The organism is Streptomyces sp. NPDC048288, assembly GCF_043201555.1.
Taxonomy (GTDB): Bacteria; Actinomycetota; Actinomycetes; order Streptomycetales; family Streptomycetaceae; genus Streptomyces.
The window spans coordinates 111,744-128,761 of record NZ_JBICZD010000005.1; the positions used below are offsets into that span (position 1 = coordinate 111,744).

Here is a 17,018-nt window from a genome sequence, read left to right on the forward strand (position 1 = left end):
TGCCGGAACCGAAAGCTAGGCTGGCCGCGGACGACGAATTCGGGAGGAGCACGGACGTGGCCGAGAGCACCATCCAGCAGCAGCCGGTACGGGGCTGGGACAAGCCGGAGCTGGACCTCAGCGGGGCCGAGTGGCAGTCCAGCAGCCGTGGCCTGGGGGATGTCCAGATCGCCTTTGTCGAGGGATTCATCGCGATGCGCAACAGCGGCAGCCCGCAGAGCCCTTCCCTGATCTTCACCCCCGCCGAGTGGGGAGCCTTCGTGTCGGGGGCCCGGGAGGGCGAGTTCGACCTGACCTGACGGACCGCGCGCCCGCGTGCTTCCCCCCGGTCCCGTGGCCGAGCGCCGAACCGGGGGGTGTTCCGCAAGGATTTCCGGACACGTGACCAGCAGCGCCCTTCCGGGGCCGCCGCCTGCGACAGGCTGGCCCCGGACAAAGGGAAGGTCGTATTCCGGAGGTGAGGAACGATGAGCACAGCGCCGGTCATCGCCGCGGTGGACGGTTCGGACGACAGTCTGCGCGCCCTGGACTGGGCCGTGGACGCGGCCCGGCGGCGGGGCACGTCGCTGCGGGTGGTGCATGTACGGCAGTACGCCGCCTGGGGGCAGCCGGACGTCCTGGTCGCCGGGGAGCCGGACGGCCCCGGCGATCCGGTGCTCGACGAGGTCCGCGACCGGCTGCGCACCGGTACCGGGGAACCGGCCGCCGAGTACGTCGCCCTGGAGGGCGCGCCCACCGCTCTGCTGCCGCAACTCGGCGCCGACGCCCAGCTGCTGGTGCTCGGCTCCCGGGGCCGCGGCGGCTTCGCCAGCCTGCTGCTCGGTTCCAACGGCCTGGCCGCCGCCCGCGACGCCGGATGCCCGGTGGTCGTCGTACCCCGGCCGGGGCGCGAGGTTCACGAGGAGCTGCCCGCGGCGCCCGGGCCCCGGGTGGTCGTCGGCCTGGACGTGGACAGTCCCGACGACGCCACCCTCGCGTTCGCCTTCGCGGAGGCCGCGGGGCGCGACGCCCTGCTCCAGGTGATCGCCGCCTACCCCTGGCCGGTGCGGAGCTGGGCCGCGGCCGGAGGAATGGTCCCGCCGGCCGTCGACCAGGACGAGGTCGAACACGAGACCCGTACCCTCGCCGAGGGCTTCCTCGCCCCGCACCTCAAGAACCACCCGGACGTGCGAACCCAGATCCTCGCACCGCCCGGCGACGCCGCCGGCCTGCTGGTCTCCGCCTCCAAGGACGCCGACCTGGTCGTCGTCGGCCGCCACCGCCGGCGCCCGCTCGCCCCGGCCCGCATGATGGGCTCCGTCACCCAGGCCGTGCTGCTGCACGCGGCCGCACCCGTCGCGGTGGTGCCGCCGACGCCGGCCGAGGAGTGATGTCAAGGCCCCCGCGTCAGTTACCCCCAGTAGGGAGCGGATCACTCTCGTCAGGCGTACGCTGAGCTGCCTGCAAGCCACGGTGCGCGCCCGCTCCCCGCGCACGCGTACCACCGTGGCGGGGGGTGGTCATGGGACAGCGGGTCCTGCGGAACCGGCGCACGCTCTACGAGCGCGAGAGCGAACTCGTCGCCGTCGACGAGGCGTTGGCCGAACTCACCGGGCTGGGCACGGACGGCGCGGCCCCGGCCGACCGGCAGCGCGGCGCCCTGCTCGCCTTCGCCGGCCGCGCCGGAATCGGCAAGACCACCCTGCTCGCCGAGGTCCGCCGGCGCGCCGCCGCCCAGGGCTGCACCGTGCTCTCCGCACGCGGCGGCGACCAGGAACAGCGCGTCGCCTTCCACGTCGCCCGCCAGCTCCTGCAACCCCGCCTCGCCGGCGCACCCGAGGCCGAACTCCGCGCCTCACTGGGCAGTTGGTACGACATCGTCGGCCCCGCCCTCGGCCTGTGCGCCCCCACCGAGGGCGCCCCGCCCGACCAGCAGGGCCTGCGCGACGGCCTCGACTGGGTGCTCACCCACCTCGCCGTGCGGCGCGCCCCGATGGTCCTCGTCCTCGACGACGCGCACTGGGCCGACCCCGAATCCCTGGGCTGGCTCGCCGCGTTCGCACCCCGCGCCGAGCAACTCCCGCTGCTCGTCGTCGTCGCGTACCGGCCCGACGAACTCCCCGAACACGCCGACGCGTTCCGCGGCCTGCCCGGCCGGGCGGGCGGCCGCCCGCACGACCTCGAACCGCTCAGCGCCGACGCCGTCGCCGGACTGGTCCGCGAGAGCCTCGGCGACCACGCCGACGACGCCTTCTGCCACGAGTCCTGGGCCGTCACCTCCGGCAACCCCTTCGAGATCGTCGAACTCACCGCCAAGGTCCACGACCGGGGCCTGGACCCCACCGAGGCGGGCGCACCCCTGCTGCGCGACCTCGCCGCCGCCGTCAAGGGCAGCGGACTGATCACCCGGCTCGAACGCCTCGGCCCCTCCGCCGTCCGGTTCGCCTGGGCCTGCGCCGTCCTCGGCACCGAGATCCATCCCGCGCTCGCCGCCGCCGTCGCCGGCCTCGGCCACGAGGAGGCCGCCGACGCCGCCGACGCCCTGCGCGGCGCCCGTATCCTCACCGGCGCCGAGACCCTGGAGTTCGTCCACCCGCTGATCGCCACCGCCGTCTACCGGGCCATCCCGCCCGCCACCCGCGTCGCCCTGCACGGCCAGGCCGCCTGGTGCGTGACCGACGACGGCCAGGGCGCCACCGCCGCCGCCCGCCACCTCCTCGAAACCCACCCCGAGGGCGATGTCTGGGTCGTGCGGCAGCTGCGCGCCGCCGCCGGGGAGAACCTCCGGGCCGGCGCCCCGGACGCGGCCCGCCGCTATCTCGCCCGCGCCCTGCGCGAACCCCCGCCCGCCACGCTGCGCGCCGCCGTCCTCCACGAACTCGGCAGCGCCTCCCTGCTCACCGAACCCGCCACCACCGTCAACCACCTCCGCGCGGCCCTCCAGGAACCCATCGCCGAGCCCGCCCTGCGCCACCACATCGTCTACCGCCTCTCCCAGGTCCTCGCCCACAGCGACCACCTCGCCGAGGCCTCCGAGACCCTCGCCCGGGAGATCCGGGTGACCGGCGACGCCCGGGTCCGGCTCCGCATGCTCTCCGAACAGTTCATGTGGGACGCCTTCCGCGCCGACGAACCCGACCACCCCTCCCGCTCCCGCCGGCTGGCCCGGCTCGCCGACCGGCTCCAGGGCCGCGACCTCACCGAGCGGTACATCATCGGCCTGCGCACCTGGGACGCGATCCAGCGCGGCGAACCCGCCGACATCGCCCTCCACCACGCCGAACGCGCCCTCGCCGGCGGGCTCGGCTGGGCCGAGGCCGACCGCGGCTTCGAGGTGCCCGTCCTGGTCTCCCTCGCGTTCATGTACGCCGACCGGCCCGACCGCACCGAGGAACTCTTCGCCGCCGGCACCGCCGACTTCGAACGCCAGGGCTGGCGCGGCGCCCACCTCTCCTTCGCGTACACCCTCCTCGGCTACGTCCGCTACCGGCGCGGCCGGCTCGCCGAGGCGGAGGACCTGGTCCGCTCCGGCCTGCGCCTCGCCGAACGCGTCGGCCCCGGCACCCCCGCCCACTGGTACGCCCTCGGCACCCTCATCCAGACCCTCATCGCCCGCGGCCGCACCGAGGAGGCCACCCGGGTCGCCGAGGACCACTCCTTCCGGGAGCCCTTCCCGGCGGCCGTGGTCTTCCCCGACGCCCAGACGGTCCACGGCGAACTGCTCCTCGCCCGCGGCCTCACCGAGGCCGCCGCCGCCGAGCTCTCCGCGGCCGGCCGCCGCCTCGAACCCCGCGGCATCCGCAACCCCGCCTGGTGCCCCTGGCAACTCCACCTGGCCCGCGCGGAAGCCTGCGACACGCCCGACCGAGCCCTGACGACGGCCCTGGAAGCGGTGACCCGCGCCCGTCAGTTCGGCGCTCCGTCGGCGATCGGCCAGGCGTTGCGTACAGCGGCCGAGGTCACGACCGGGTCGGCACGCGTGACGTATTTGCGAGAAGCGGTGACCTACCTGGACCGCTCCCCGGCCGCCTACGAACTGGCCTGCGCCCTGGTCGCCCTGGGCACGGAACTCCACGACGCCGACCACCTCCGCAGGGGCCTCAAGACCGCCGAACAGTGCGGAGCGGACGGCCTGGCCGACCAGGCGCGGGCGGCGCTGGAAAGGGCGCCCTTGTAGCGAGCCCGAGCGCCGACATCCCAGGGGCGCGGGGCTGTACCCGATATGCGGCTCCGCCGCGTGGGCGCGACCAGCCCCCACGTCGCCGCGCCAGACGACGTACCGCAAGCACCCCACACGGCCCGAGCCCGCGCAGCCCCCCGTACCATGGACCGCATGTCGTTCCTCCGCCGCCGCAGCGCCACCCCCGCCGGCCCCGACTTCGACGTACTGGCCATGGACCCGGGCGACTGGCCCGGCAACCTCGGTGCCGGGCTGCTGCCCGCCCCCGACGGCACCTGCCAGGGCGTCTTCCTGCGCTACGACCTCTTCGGCGGCCGCGGCCCCGCGATGATCATCGGCAACCTCCCCGAGGGCTCCCCGGCCCGCGAGGTCGCCGACGACGAGATCCCGTTCGAGGTGGGCCAGCTCCTCCTCGCGCTGGAGAACGACGAGGACGTCACCGTCGTGGGCACCGAGGACATGCCGGTGCTGCAGGGCGACAACCTGCTGATCGTGCGCCGGCTCAAGCTCTCCGAGAGCCGGATCTCCTGCGTCCAGTTCGACCGCAGCGACGGCGTCCTGGTGACCATCGCCGCCTGGGACCGCCCCATCACCGACGACCTGTACGCCCTGCTGAAGCCGCTCCCGGCGGAGCTTTTCCAGCAGGGCTGACAGCGGCTACCGCCCGCCCCACCTGCGGGACGACGTCACGTCGACGTCGGCCGCGCGGACGAAGGCGACCCGGTGGCCGTACTGGATCTCGTAGTACACGTCCTTGCCGACCACGACCTTGTGCGAGTCGGTGGTGAAGGTGACCGCGTAGTAGTACTCGCCCGGCACCTCGTCACCGACCACGTACTCCTGGCCCGCCGGGATCGTGTACGACAGCGGAGAGATCGACTGGGCCGGCACCCCCGAGGGGTACGCGGACGCCTCGGGATAGGCGCGGCCGTACACCGGGATGCTGGTCCGGCCCGCCTTCGGCGTCACTACCCGCCCGGCCGCAGTCACCGCCGTCGGCTGGGCGGCCGGGTTCTTGAACCAGGCCTTCTGCCCGAGGAACCAGATCGCCGTCCAGTCGCCCCAGGTGTCCGCCACCGCGTACTGCTGACCGGTGGCGACCCGGGAGGACAGGTCGTTGACGTCGGTCGTCGGCGTCGTACCGAGGCCGATGTCCTTGATCAGGGCCGAGGTCTCGTCGTGGTCGGAGTACAGCCGTACCGCGCTGGAGCCGTGCGCGGCGCAGGGCTGCCCCTTGGTGACGCAGCCGGTGTACGCCGGCTGGTTCGCGGCGTAGTCCGGCAGGATCGTCACCAGGCCGCCCTTCTTGCCGGCGGTCCGCTTGAAGGGGTGCTCCAGCAGCTCGAAGTAGTGCCGCCAGTCCCAGAACGGGCCCGGGTCGGTGTGCATGCCGGGGATCGACGAGGTGACCGGGCCGGGCACGGTGTCATGGCCGAGGATGTGCTGCCGGTCCAGCGGAATGCCGTACTTCTCGGACAGGTACTTCACCAGCCGCGCCGAGGAGAGGTACATCGCCTCCGTGTACCAGGCGTCCGGCGCGGCGAGGAAGCCCTCGTGCTCGATGCCGATCGACTTGGCGTTGATGTACCAGTTGCCGGCGTGCCAGGCCACGTCCTTCGCCTTGACGTGCTGGGCGATCAGACCGTCGGTCGAGCGGATCGTGTAGTTCCAGGACACATAGGTCGGGTCCTGGACCAGCTTGATCGTCGTGTCCCAGGAGCCCTCGGTGTCATGGATGACGATGAACTTGATGCTCTGCGAGACCGGCCGGTCGCTGACATCGTGGTTGCCGTAGTCGTTGTCCCCGAACTGGGAGTACGGCGCCGGGATCGACTCGCACGACACCGTTGTCGGGCACTCCGTGTCGCGCGCCGCCACCGTGCGCAACCCCGTCCGCCGCAGCTGCGTGGTGTCGGCCCTCAGGCGCGGCTGGGCGGCGAGCGCGACGAGCTGTCCCTCGTCCGTGGTGCGCTCCTCGCCCGTGTGGAGGACGTCGAACACGTCGTTCGCGTAGGCCGCCGCGGTCGCCTTGTCGTCGGCGCCGGAGAACCGGGCGATCGCGCCGTACCAGCCGGCCGGATCGGCGCCGAGGGGCGCGCCGAGGCTCCGCTGCGCGGCCGCGAGCAGGGCGGCACCGCCGGCCACGTTCGCCGCCGGGTCGGTGCGCAGCTCGGCGGCCGGGATGCCGGTCAGCTCGGCGGCCTTGGTGAGGGTCTTGAGGCGGGCCGGGAGCGCGGAGTCCGCCGGCACCTTCACCTTGGGGTGCAGGGCGGGGCGGGCGGTGTCGCCGCGGGGGTCCTCGGTGCCGTCGGCGAAGTGCTCGGTATCGGTGGCCAGCGCGGTGCGCGCGTCGGTGAGGTGCATCGGGCCGTACCCGCCGGTCACGCTCGGCGCGCCGCCGTGGGTGTCCCAGCGGGACTGGAGGTAGGAGACGGCCAGCAGCACGCTCTGCGGCACGTGGTACTCGGCGGACGCGGACGCGAACGCCCGCTGCAGCAGTCCGGTGGACGATGCGGTGGTGCTCGGGGGCGGAGCCACGCCCAGCAGCGGCAGCAGCAGCGCGGCGGAGCCGACGGCCCCGGCCGTCCTGCGCATACGTCTGCGGCGGTGGGCGGGCGCTGGCTCGGTGACGGGTCCTCGCAAAGCAGCCTCCTGGGGCGTTCGAGCGCGGCGGGGCGTGCGGGGCTGAGCGTGGCTCAGTGGTACCGGCTTGCCGACGGTCCGTCAATCATGCCCAGAGGGAGGTGATTTCCCATGTCATGCGATGATCGTGGGAGTTTCGCGATGGCGGCTTCGGGCCTGCACGGCGTCAGTGGCGTACACCTGTGCGGGGCCCCGGACACGAGAAATCCGCGGTGCGCAGCTGCCCTGAGCGCACCGCGGATCCTCGTCCCCGTCAGCGAGTGCCGACCGCCGCGCGCACGGCCCGGCGGGCCAGCTGGCAGTCGTCGTGCAGCCGCCGGAGCAGCAGCCGCTGTTCCTCGCCGGTCGGCGCGGCGCCCGGGTGGGCCGTACCCGGTGCCGCCGGGGTCGCGTCGTGCATCGAACGCTGCACGGCGGTCTCGTAGGTCCTGATCTCCCGGGTGAGGACCAGCATCAGATTCACCAGGAAGGCGTCACGGGAGGCGGGCCCCGCCGACTGGGCGATCTGGCTGATCTGACGGCGGGCCACCGGGGCGTCGCCGAGGACCGACCAGAGCGTCGCCAGGTCGTACCCCGGCAGGTACCAGCCCGCGTGCTCCCAGTCCACCAGCACTGGACCGGCCGGGGACAGCAGGATGTTCGAGAGCAGGGCGTCGCCGTGGCAGAACTGGCCCATCCCCTGACGGCCCGCCGCGATCGCGATGCCGTGCAGCAGCTTCTGCAGGTCCCCCATGTCCCGGTCGGTGAGCAGACCCAGTTCGTGGTACCGGGAGATACGGGCCGCGTAGTCCACCGGGGCGTCGAACGTCCCGGCCGGGGGGCGCCACGCGTTCAGCCGGCAGATCGCACCCAGGGCGGCCCGGATGTCCGCCCGGGGCGGAGCCTCCGCCGGGTGGCGCTGGATCGCCGCCACCCGGCCGGGCATCCGCTCGATCACCAGCGTGCAGTTGTCCGGGTCCGCCGCGATCAGTCTCGGTACCCGGATCGGCGGCCGGTGCCGGACGAACGAGCGGTAAGCGGCTATTTCGTGCCGGATCCGCTCCGCCCACGCGGGGGAGTGGTCCAGCAGACACTTCGCTACGGCCGTGCTGCGCCCCGTCGTCCCGACGAGGATCACGGACCGCCCGGAGCGGCGCAGCACCTGCACCGGAGCGAACTCCGGGCAGATCCGGTGCACCGCCGCGATCGCGGTGCGCAGCTGCGCGCCCTGGGGGCCGGACAAGTCGAGTCTCCCGCTGAGGGGCTGGGTGCCCAGACCCGGGGCGCGCCGCTGCCGGCCCACGACCGGTGCGGCGGCCCCGGTGCGCGCGGGGTCGAGATAGGGGCCGCTGCCCGCCGGTCGGGGGCGCAGCGGCCGGAGCGGGGCGGACACGGAGGACGATGCTGCGTACATGGGCGATACAGATCCCTTCGTGTACCTGCGGTGCCTGCCTGAGAAGTCCTGTGAGAAATCCTCGACGCCCACCCGGCCCGGTCACCCGGATCCACCCTGGGGAGAGTCTCCGAATCTCGCTGGCGGCGACCGGGTCGGGGTGGCGCACTTCTACCTGACACCGGATGCCCAGTGGCACACCATCTGGCGCACCCTGGCGAACCGTGGCGAATAGTCGCCCGGCAATCGTCACGGGGCTACTGTCAACTCAGCCGAGAACCTGGGGGCTTGACGTGAGCGGACAACCCAACACCCGTCTCTCGGACCTGTTCGGCCTGGCCGGCTGGTCCAAGGGCGAACTCGCGAGGCTGGTCAACCGGCAGGCGGCGGCCATGGGCCACCCCCAGCTGTCGACCGACACCTCCCGGGTGCGGCGTTGGATCGATACGGGAGAGATCCCGCGCGATCCGGTGCCGCGGGTGCTGGCGGCCCTGTTCACCGAGCGTCTCGGCCGTGTCGTGACCATCGAGGACCTCGGTCTGGTACGGCACGGGCGTACGGGAAAACGGCCGGACGACGGGAACGTGGAACATCCCGACGGCATGCCGTGGGCGCCCGAACGAACCGCCGCGGTCCTCACCGAATTCACGGGAATGGACCTCATGCTCAACCGACGCGGCTTGGTGGGTGCGGGTGCCGCGCTCACCGCGGGATCCGTACTCAGCAGCGCCATGTACGACTGGCTGCACACCGACCCCACACTCAGGGCCGACGCCCCCGTCCTCGACGACCCTCTGCACGCCGACCCCGCTGGGTTCGACCGCTACGAGGCCGCCCCCATCGGGTCCGAGGAGATCGAGGAACTGGAGCGTTCCGTCGAGGTGTTCCGCGCCTGGGACGCGGCCCGCGGCGGCGGGCTGCAACGCAAGGCCGTGGTGGGGCAGCTCAACGAGGTGGGCGGCATGCTCGCCTACCGTCACCCCGACCATCTCCAGCGGCGCCTGTGGGGCGTCGCCGCCAACCTCGCCGTCCTCGCGGGCTGGATGTCGCACGACGTCGGCCTGGAGCCCACGGCCCAGAAGTACTTCGTCATCGCCGCCCACGCGGCCCGTGAGGGCGGCGACCGGCCGCGCGCCGGGGAGGCGCTCTCCAGAGCGGCTCGCCAGATGGTGCACCTCGGCCGGCCCGACGACGCACTCGACCTGATGAAGCTCGCCAAGTCCGGTTCGGGCGAAGAGGTGCTGCCGCGCACCAGGGCGATGCTGTACACCATCGAGGCCTGGGCACAGGCGTCGATGGGCAAGGGCCAGGCGATGCGCCGCACCCTCGGTCAGGCGGAGGACCTCTTCGTCTCCGACCGGGGCGACGTGCCACCGCCGAGCTGGATGCAGATGTTCAAGGAAGAGGATCTGTACGGCATGCAGGCCCTGGCCTACCGCACGCTGGCCGAGCACGATCCGAGCGCGGCCGCGCACGCCCAGCACTACGCGGAGAAGGCCTTGTCGCTCAGGGTCGACGGCCGGCAGCGGTCGAAGATCTTCGACTTCCTGTCCATGGCGTCCGCCTGCTTCATCGCGGACGACCCCGAACAGGCGGACCGGTACGCGCGGCTGGCCCTGATGTCGATGGGACAGAACTCCTCCCACCGCACCTGGGACCGGCTGCGCCAGATGTACCGGCTGACCGCCGAGTACTCCAGCTACCCGAGGATCCAGGAACTCCGGGAGGAGATCGAGCTCGCCCTGCCCAAGCCCAAGAGCAGGGGGAGCGACAACAGCGCACCGGCATAGGGGCCGGCGCGCCGTCCTTCCTGCCCTTGTTTATTCACTCACCTTGGCGATGAGCACGCAGGCCTCGTCCCCGCGCTCGGTCTCGCCGAACTCCTCGACCACTGCCCGGACACAGTCCTGGGCGGTACGCACCGCCGCGAACCGCGGGGCCAGGCCGAGGAGACGGTCCAGGGCGTCCGTTCCGCTGTGCCCGGGTACCAGCCCGTCGGTGTGCAGCAGGAGCAGATCGCCCGGTTCCAGGGTCACTTCGGCCTGCCCGTAACCGGCTCCCGAGGTGGCACCGAGCAGTACGCCGTCCGGCGCGCTCAGCACGCACCCCGTCCCGTCGCGGTAGAGCAACGGGGCGGGGTGTCCTGCCTGGGCCCAGGTCAGGGTGCGGGTCGCCGGCCGGTAGCGGCAGCAGACGGCGCTGCCCAGGGCGGGTTGCACGGTGGCGTCGAGTAACTGGTTGAGCAGGGCCATGAGATGCCCCGGCTGGGCACCGGCCATCGCCATCCCGCGTATGGCGCCGAGCAGCATCGTCATGCCCGAGGTGACGCCGACGCCGTGCCCGGTGAGATCGCCGACGCTGAGCAGGGTGTCGCCGTCGGACAGCTCCAGCGCGTCGTACCAGTCGCCGCCGAGCGGGGTGTCGGTCCCGGAGGGCAGATACCGGGCGGCGACCTCCAGGGTGCCCGGACCCCGGCGGGGCGGCCGCAGCGCACCGCGCCCCGGTGGCAGCACGGCCTCCTGCAGTTCGACCGCGAGCCGCTGCTCGGTCCGGGCCCGCTGCTGGAGGCTCCGCATCGAGTCCCGGGTCTCGCGCACCGTCCGCTGGCTGCGCCGCAGTTCGCTGACGTCCCGCAGCACGGCCCACATCGAGGCGGTGCTGCCGTCGCCGCCGAGCACGGGCTCGCCCATCATGTGCACGGTCCGCACGTTCCCGTCGGCCCGCAGGACCCGGAACTCGCCGTCGATCGGCTTGGCGTCGACCAGGCAGGAGGTGACCATCGAGGTCAGCCAGGGCCGGTCCTCGTCCAGGACCACGGACGGCAGTTCGTCGAGGGTGAGCGCGGGCGTGGCGGGGTCGCGGCCCAGGATCTGGTAGAGCTCGGCGGACCAACTGGCCTCGTCCGTCAGGAGGTTCCACTCGGCGCTGCCGACCCGGCTGAGCAGCGAACCGTGCGGCGGCCCGGCCGGCGCCGGGCGCGGCTCCGGGAGCGCCTCGCAGCCGTCCGGCACGGCCGGCAGCCGTGCGGGGCCGTCCCGCAGCTGGGCCAAGTGCGCGTCCAGGTCGTTGAGTTGGTGCAGCGCCAGGTCGTACAGCGCCCGCTGCCACCGGTCCCGGGGATCGCAGCCGTCGCTCTGGGTGTCCCGTCGTACGGCGTCCACGTCCCCCTTGAGCCGCCGTGTCTGCGATATCAACGCCTCGACCGAGCCGCGCCCGGGCGGCTGGGCGGCGGGGCGGTCCGCGGAGACATGGGACGGCATGACGCACTCCGATGCGGGGACGGTACGGTCAGTACGGGCGGGGGACCGGTTACGACTGTTGCACAGCCTGCGACGCCCTGTAAGGGATTTGGCAACACACGATACGGTGGTGCTTCTGGCATATGCCAGAGTCTTCACGGGCTGGTCGACCGCTATGAAAGACGTACGCGTCCCGATGGGGGAAGGCGTAGGCGGACTACGTGACTTGGCCCCCTTACCGGGGCGTTCGTGTCGCGCTCGGGCGACTGTTCGACGCGCGTGTGTTCACAGTGTCGCGGTCTCGGCCACGCGCGGCAACTCTGTCCGGATTTCGCGTCATGCGAAGGGGCCGAACGGAGTCCTACAGGCATGGACATCACTTTCGAGCAGCCCGCCCGTGCCCGGCTGATCACCGCCGAGGACCAGGAGGTCCCGGTGCCCGCCACGCTGCGCTACACGTCCGGTGATCCGCTGGCCGTGTTCGTCGACTTCCCGGCCGAGGTCACCCTCGGCGGCGAGGAGGTCACCTGGACCTTCGCCCGCTCGCTGCTCGACCAGGGTCTCAGCACTCCGGCCGGGCACGGTGACGTCCACATCTGGCCCTGCGGCCGGGGCCGTACGGCCGTGGAGTTCCACTCGCCGCACGGACTCGCGCTGCTCCAGTTCGACACCCAGGCGCTGTTCCGCTTCCTGCAGCGCACCCACGAGGTGGTGAGCCCGGGGGAGGAGGACGTCGAAGCCGTGGTGGAGCGGGGCCTGAGCGCGCTGTTCGGCGGCGTGTGAGGCCCCGCGGGCCCGGCCGGCCCGCACTTTGACTTTTGTTCACTCCCGCCTCACCGCTCCGGTCTGGACCCGGACGGACGTCCCGTGCACCCTTGCGCGCGGTGTGCCGCACGGGCACACCCGTGACGAGGACGGGGCGAATGACACCGATCAGCCGAAGAGGCTTCGTGGGACTGGGCGCTTCCGTGGCGGCGGGCATGGCGGTGGGCGCCGCCGGCCCACGGACCGCGGCCGCGGCCGCGGCCCAGAGCACGGCGACCGGCACGATCTCGGACGTCAAGCACGTGGTGATCCTCATGCAGGAGAACCGCAGCTTCGACCACTACTTCGGGCGCCTCAAGGGCGTCCGGGGCTTCGCGGACCGCAGCGGCATCACTCTGAGCGGCGGCTATCCGGTCTTCGACCAGCCGAACGGCTCGGGCCGCCAGTACCCCTGGAAACTCAGCGCCACCCCCGACGCGGGCGGCAAGGACGGCGAGACCCTCGCCCAGTGCAACGGCGACCTCCCGCACTCCTGGTCCTCCCAGCACTCCGCCTGGAACAAGGGCCGCCTCGACAACTGGGTCGCGGGCGTCGGCAACGTCCGCTCCCTCGGCTACCTGGACCGCTCGGACATCCCCTTCCACTACGCGCTCGCCGACAACTACACGATCTGCGACGCCTACTTCTGCTCCACCCTCAGCGCCACCGGCCCCAACCGCACCTATCTGTGGAGCGGCAAGGTCGACTCCAGCAGCTACGACGGCGGCGACGAGTCCGGCCTGACCTGGCAGAACTACGCCGAGGCGCTGCAGAACGCCGGAGTGACCTGGAAGGTCTACCAGAACGCCCAGGACAACTACGGGGACAACGGCTGCGCCTACTTCAAGAACTTCGCGGGCGCCAAGGCCGGCAACCCCCTCTACGACCGGGGCATGTCCTCCGTCCCCGCGGTGACCGGCTCGACCCCCGACGACATCGCCGCCGCCATCCGGGCCGACGTGGTCGCCGGCACCCTCCCGCAGGTCTCCTGGGTGGTCGCCAACCAGGCCTTCTCCGAGCACCCCTACGCCCCGCCCGGCGACGGCGCCCACTTCGTCAACCTGGTCTACCAGGCCCTCGCCGCCGACGAGGACGTCTTCGACTCCACCGTCCTGTTCCTCAACTACGACGAGAACGACGGCTACTTCGACCACGTCCCGCCGCCGGTCCCGCCCGCCGGCACGGCCGGTGAGTTCCTGAACGGCGTGCCGTACGGCTTCGGCTTCCGCGTCCCGATGATCGTCATCTCCCCCTGGACGCGCGGCGGCTGGGTCTCCTCGGAGGTCTTCGAGCACACCTCGGTGCTGCGCTTCCTGGAGACCTGGACCGCGGCCCTCGGCAAGCCCGCCAACTGCCCCAACATCAGCGCCTGGCGGCGCGCGGTGAGCGGCGACCTGACCGGTGTCTTCGACTTCGCCCACCCGGTCCACGGCGCCGTCTCCCTGCCCGCGACCGGCGTCATCGGCTACTCCACCTGCGGCCCGCTGCCCAACCCGGTCCCCACGGACAACGCCCTGCCCGCCCAGGAGTCCGGCACCCGCCCGGCCCGGGCGCTGCCCTACCAGCCCAACGGCTACCTGGACCACCTGGAGTTCGGGAGCGCCGGCAAGATCCTCGCCTGGTTCACCATGGCCAACCAGGGCACCCCGGCGGCCCGGTCCGCCCACTTCTCCATCCACCCGAACGCCTACCGGGACACCACCCCCTGGCAGTACACGGTCGACGCGGGCGGCACGGCCTCGGACTACTTCAACATCGGCACCGGATACGGCGCCGGCAAGTACGACCTCACGATGACCGGCCCCAACCGCTTCCTGCGCCGCTTCCAGGGCGACGCCACCAAGGCCGGCAAGTCGGCCGAGGTGAGCGTCCGTTACGCCGTGGAACCCGGCACCGGCAAGCCAGCCGTCTGGTTCAAGATGACCAACACCGGCTCCGCGTCGGTGAAGTTCACCATCACCTCGAACAACTACCGCACCGACGGCCCCTGGACGTACACGGTCGCCGCCGGTGCCTCGACCGAGGACTACTTCAACGCCGTCGCGTACCAGAACGGCTGGTACGACTTCACGATCACGGTGGACTCCGACGCGACCTGGTCGCGCCGGTTCACCGGACACCTGGAGACGGGCGCCGCGAGCGTCAGCGGCTGACCTCGGCGTACAGGTCCGGGCGTGGGGCGAGTCCGACGGTCGTACGGCCGCCGGACTCCAGCGCCCGGACCCCGGCCTCGGCCACCACGGAGGAGGCGTAGCCGTCCCAGGCGCTCGCTCCGGTGACCCGGCCCTGCCGGGTGGCGTCCACCCAGGCCTGCACCTCGCGGTCGTAGGCGTCGGCGAACCGCACCAGATAGTCCTGGGCCACCTCCTCGCGGGCGCCGTCGGCCGTGGTGACCAGCATGGTGCGGTCCTCGCCGATCCGGGCGCTGCCCTTCTCGCACACGGCCTCGCACCGCACCTGGTAGCCGAAGCCGCTGTTGACGAAGACCTCGACGTCGACGAGGGCACCGCCGTCGGTCTCGAAGAGCACCAGCTGCGGGTCGATCAGCCCCTCGGGCGCGCCCGAGGAGGGCAGCGGCCGCAGCACGGTCACCGCGGTCAGCTCCTGGCCGAGCAGCCAGCGGGCCGCGTCGATCTCGTGCGACACCGAGCTGTCGATGAGCATGGCGCTGGTGAAGCCGGGCGGCGAGGAGACGTTGCGGTGCGTGCAGTGCAGCATCAGCGGCCGGCCCAGACCGCCGCCGTCCAGCAGGGTCTTCAGACGCCGGTACTCGACGTCGTAGCGGCGCATGAACCCGATCTGCGCCAGTCTGCGTCCCTGCCTGGCTTCGGCCTCCACCACCCGGAGGGCCCCGGTGGAGTCCGGCACCATGGGCTTCTCGCACATGACCGGCAGCCCGCGCTCGAAGGCCGCGAGCAACGGCTCCTCGTGCGCTGGGCCGGGGGAGGCGATCAGCACGGCCTCCACACCGGGCGCGGCCAGGGCGGCCAGCGGATCCGCGTGGACGGAGACGTCGTCCAGACCGCCCACCGCCTCCTTGGCGCGGTCCAGGTCGGGGTCGGCGACGGCCGCCACCCGCGCACCGCTCACCACCTGGGCGAGCCGTCGTATGTGGTCGGCCCCCATGTGTCCGGCACCCAGTACCGCGACGCCCAGCAGCTCTGCCACGCCCACACTCCCTCTCGGCCGACGATCACCGGCATCGAGCCTAGTCGTCGGCCGGGAGAGAGGGCTCGTCAGTACCGCAGCACGCCGGCGATGCCGCTCTCGTCGCCGAGGGTGCCGTCCGGGACGAAGCGGACCTCGGCGCCGGTCTCCAGGCACTGCTCGACGATCTCGTCCACGATGTCGTCGCGGGAGTCGAGGTCGCCGCCGGCCGCCGGGATCAGGTGGTCGCCGTCGTCGCGGACCGTGGTGCGGTAGTTCTCCTCGACGGCGAGGAGCCGGACCCGGCCCTCACGGGCGTTCTGCCAGACCTCGTCGACACCGGCCGCGAACGTCTTGTGGCCGCGCGCCGACTCCAGCTCCCGGGTCACCGACGCGGTGCTGCGGCGCGACTCCGCGGCCAGCAGCGGCCGGATCGCCTGCCACACGGCCTCCGGACCGGCGTGCGAGAGCCCGCCGTGCTGCACCGGGATGCTCTGCCGGGCGACGTTGCCGAGCTCCTCCCACAGGGAGAGGGCGGCCTGTTCGCCGGTGACGTACAGCGGTCGCGGATCCTCGCGCAGCAGCGCGGCCATCGCGGTGTTCGCGTCCCGCAGGAAGTGCTTGGTGTCCTCGTCGCGGAAGGTGCTCGGTATGTCGCCGATCTGCTCCCGGCGCTCGGCGTCGAAGTTCTGCCGACTGCGGGTCTGCGGGAAACCGGCGGCCCGGCTCTCGGCCACCCGGTCGACGCCGCCGTTCCACAGCGTGACGCGGTCGGCCGAGAGCGACAGCACCCAGAACGGGCGCTCGGCGGCGTGCGCCGAGACCAGGTTGCGGGTCAGGAAGGTGTCCGCGAGCACCACGCGCTCCGGGACACTGCGGGCCAGGGACCACACCTGGTGCTCGCCGGGCGCGGCGAAGATCACCAGACCGTCCTCGGTGTAGGTCAGATCGACCTCGGCGAGCGCCTGGTCGAGCTGCCTGAACACGTCGGAACGCCGCTCCCGGGTGACCGAGGGATCGTTCTCCAGCTGTTTCTTCGCCTCGGCCACGACATTGCGCAGCCGGACGGAATCCTGGGCGTTGTCGGGCTCGCGGCGGTGCGTCGGCGTCAGCACGGAGACGGCGGGGTAGGGACGCGGGCGGCGCAGCTCGGCGAGGGTCGTGGGACTGAGTGCGTGCTCCATATCAGCACCATAGGGCGGATTCGCGATTGCGGCATTTGGGGTAAACCTCCCCTGAATGGAGGAGGTGAGCGCGATGGCCCGGCTGACCGTCGACGGGGACGAGGTCGTCGTCCGCCTGAGCGGCCCGGAGCGGCTCCTGGCCCGCCGGATCCGGATCCGGGTGCCGCTCGCGCAGGTGCGCGGGGCCTCGGTGGAGCCCGACTGGTGGCGGGTGCTGCGCGGAGAGGCGCACCACCACGGCCACTGGCTCCCGGACCGGTTCTGCGTGGGCGCGTGGGAGTACCCGGGTGGACGGGACTTCGTCGCCGTCCACGAACACGGCCCGGTCGTCCTGGTCGACCTGGCGAGGTCCGCGCCCTTCGCGCGCCTCGCGGTCTCGGCCGGCGACGCGGACGACGCCGAGTCCGCCGTGCGGGCCATCAGGCGCACGCTGTAACCGTGTTGAGGCCGACTTCCCGATGACGCCGGAC

The 17,018-nt window shown here is 72.5% G+C and carries 13 protein-coding genes; 8 read left to right on the forward strand and 5 right to left on the reverse strand.

Features of this window, described 5'->3' with window-relative positions; all coding sequences use genetic code 11:
- Positions 1-56 precede the first annotated feature (56 nt).
- The 4 genes from ACGFZS_RS19275 to ACGFZS_RS19290 all read left to right on the forward strand — a co-directional run bounded on the left by ACGFZS_RS19275 (position 57) and on the right by ACGFZS_RS19290 (position 4,810).
- Positions 57-299, forward strand: a complete 243-nt coding sequence (locus ACGFZS_RS19275; protein ID WP_355723738.1) for a DUF397 domain-containing protein — start codon at positions 57-59, stop codon at positions 297-299.
- Between the two features lie 168 nt (positions 300-467).
- Complete coding sequence (locus ACGFZS_RS19280; protein ID WP_393796114.1) at positions 468-1,370, forward strand: universal stress protein; 903 nt, start codon at positions 468-470, stop codon at positions 1,368-1,370.
- A 131-nt stretch (positions 1,371-1,501) separates the two neighbouring features.
- Positions 1,502-4,156, forward strand: a complete 2,655-nt coding sequence (locus tag ACGFZS_RS19285; RefSeq protein WP_393796115.1) for an ATP-binding protein — start codon at positions 1,502-1,504, stop codon at positions 4,154-4,156.
- Between the two features lie 156 nt (positions 4,157-4,312).
- On the forward strand, positions 4,313-4,810 hold the full coding sequence (locus tag ACGFZS_RS19290) for a hypothetical protein (RefSeq protein ID WP_355729563.1): 498 nt from the start codon (positions 4,313-4,315) through the stop codon (positions 4,808-4,810).
- Positions 4,811-4,816: 6 nt separating this feature from the next.
- On the opposite strand, the gene ACGFZS_RS19295 is transcribed toward ACGFZS_RS19290, so the two are convergent.
- A complete protein-coding gene (locus tag ACGFZS_RS19295) occupies positions 4,817-6,754 on the reverse strand; it encodes an N-acetylmuramoyl-L-alanine amidase (protein ID WP_393796567.1) in 1,938 nt (645 codons plus the stop codon).
- Between the two features lie 301 nt (positions 6,755-7,055).
- Complete coding sequence (locus ACGFZS_RS19300) at positions 7,056-8,195, reverse strand: aminoglycoside phosphotransferase family protein (protein ID WP_365690708.1); 1,140 nt, start codon at positions 8,193-8,195, stop codon at positions 7,056-7,058.
- A 272-nt stretch (positions 8,196-8,467) separates the two neighbouring features.
- Here ACGFZS_RS19300 and ACGFZS_RS19305 point away from each other — a divergent pair, with 272 nt between their 5' ends.
- Positions 8,468-9,964, forward strand: coding sequence for a hypothetical protein (locus tag ACGFZS_RS19305; RefSeq protein ID WP_393796116.1), 1,497 nt, complete (start codon positions 8,468-8,470; stop codon positions 9,962-9,964).
- Positions 9,965-9,994: 30 nt separating this feature from the next.
- On the opposite strand, the gene ACGFZS_RS19310 is transcribed toward ACGFZS_RS19305, so the two are convergent.
- The gene (locus ACGFZS_RS19310) at positions 9,995-11,434 is read right to left on the reverse strand and encodes a PP2C family protein-serine/threonine phosphatase (protein ID WP_393796117.1); all 1,440 of its coding nucleotides are present in this window, start codon (positions 11,432-11,434) and stop codon (positions 9,995-9,997) included.
- A 348-nt stretch (positions 11,435-11,782) separates the two neighbouring features.
- On the opposite strand from ACGFZS_RS19310, the gene ACGFZS_RS19315 reads away from it, so the two are divergent.
- Positions 11,783-12,196: an SsgA family sporulation/cell division regulator gene (locus ACGFZS_RS19315; protein ID WP_393796118.1), complete on the forward strand. Its 414-nt coding sequence runs from the start codon at positions 11,783-11,785 to the stop codon at positions 12,194-12,196.
- A gap of 140 nt (positions 12,197-12,336) precedes the next feature.
- Complete coding sequence (locus tag ACGFZS_RS19320) at positions 12,337-14,370, forward strand: phosphocholine-specific phospholipase C (protein ID WP_393796119.1); 2,034 nt, start codon at positions 12,337-12,339, stop codon at positions 14,368-14,370.
- Here the strand turns inward: ACGFZS_RS19320 and ACGFZS_RS19325 are convergent.
- Together ACGFZS_RS19325 and ACGFZS_RS19330 are read right to left on the reverse strand one after the other, a co-directional pair.
- A complete protein-coding gene (locus ACGFZS_RS19325) occupies positions 14,360-15,385 on the reverse strand; it encodes a Gfo/Idh/MocA family protein (protein WP_393796120.1) in 1,026 nt (341 codons plus the stop codon). The genes ACGFZS_RS19320 and ACGFZS_RS19325 overlap by 11 nt on opposite strands.
- A gap of 68 nt (positions 15,386-15,453) precedes the next feature.
- The gene (locus ACGFZS_RS19330) at positions 15,454-16,548 is read right to left on the reverse strand and encodes a chemotaxis protein (RefSeq protein WP_393796121.1); all 1,095 of its coding nucleotides are present in this window, start codon (positions 16,546-16,548) and stop codon (positions 15,454-15,456) included.
- Positions 16,549-16,603: 55 nt separating this feature from the next.
- Here ACGFZS_RS19330 and ACGFZS_RS19335 point away from each other — a divergent pair, with 55 nt between their 5' ends.
- Entirely contained in the window at positions 16,604-16,984 is a 381-nt protein-coding gene (locus ACGFZS_RS19335) for a hypothetical protein (RefSeq protein ID WP_393663458.1), read from the forward strand.
- Positions 16,985-17,018 lie beyond the last annotated feature (34 nt).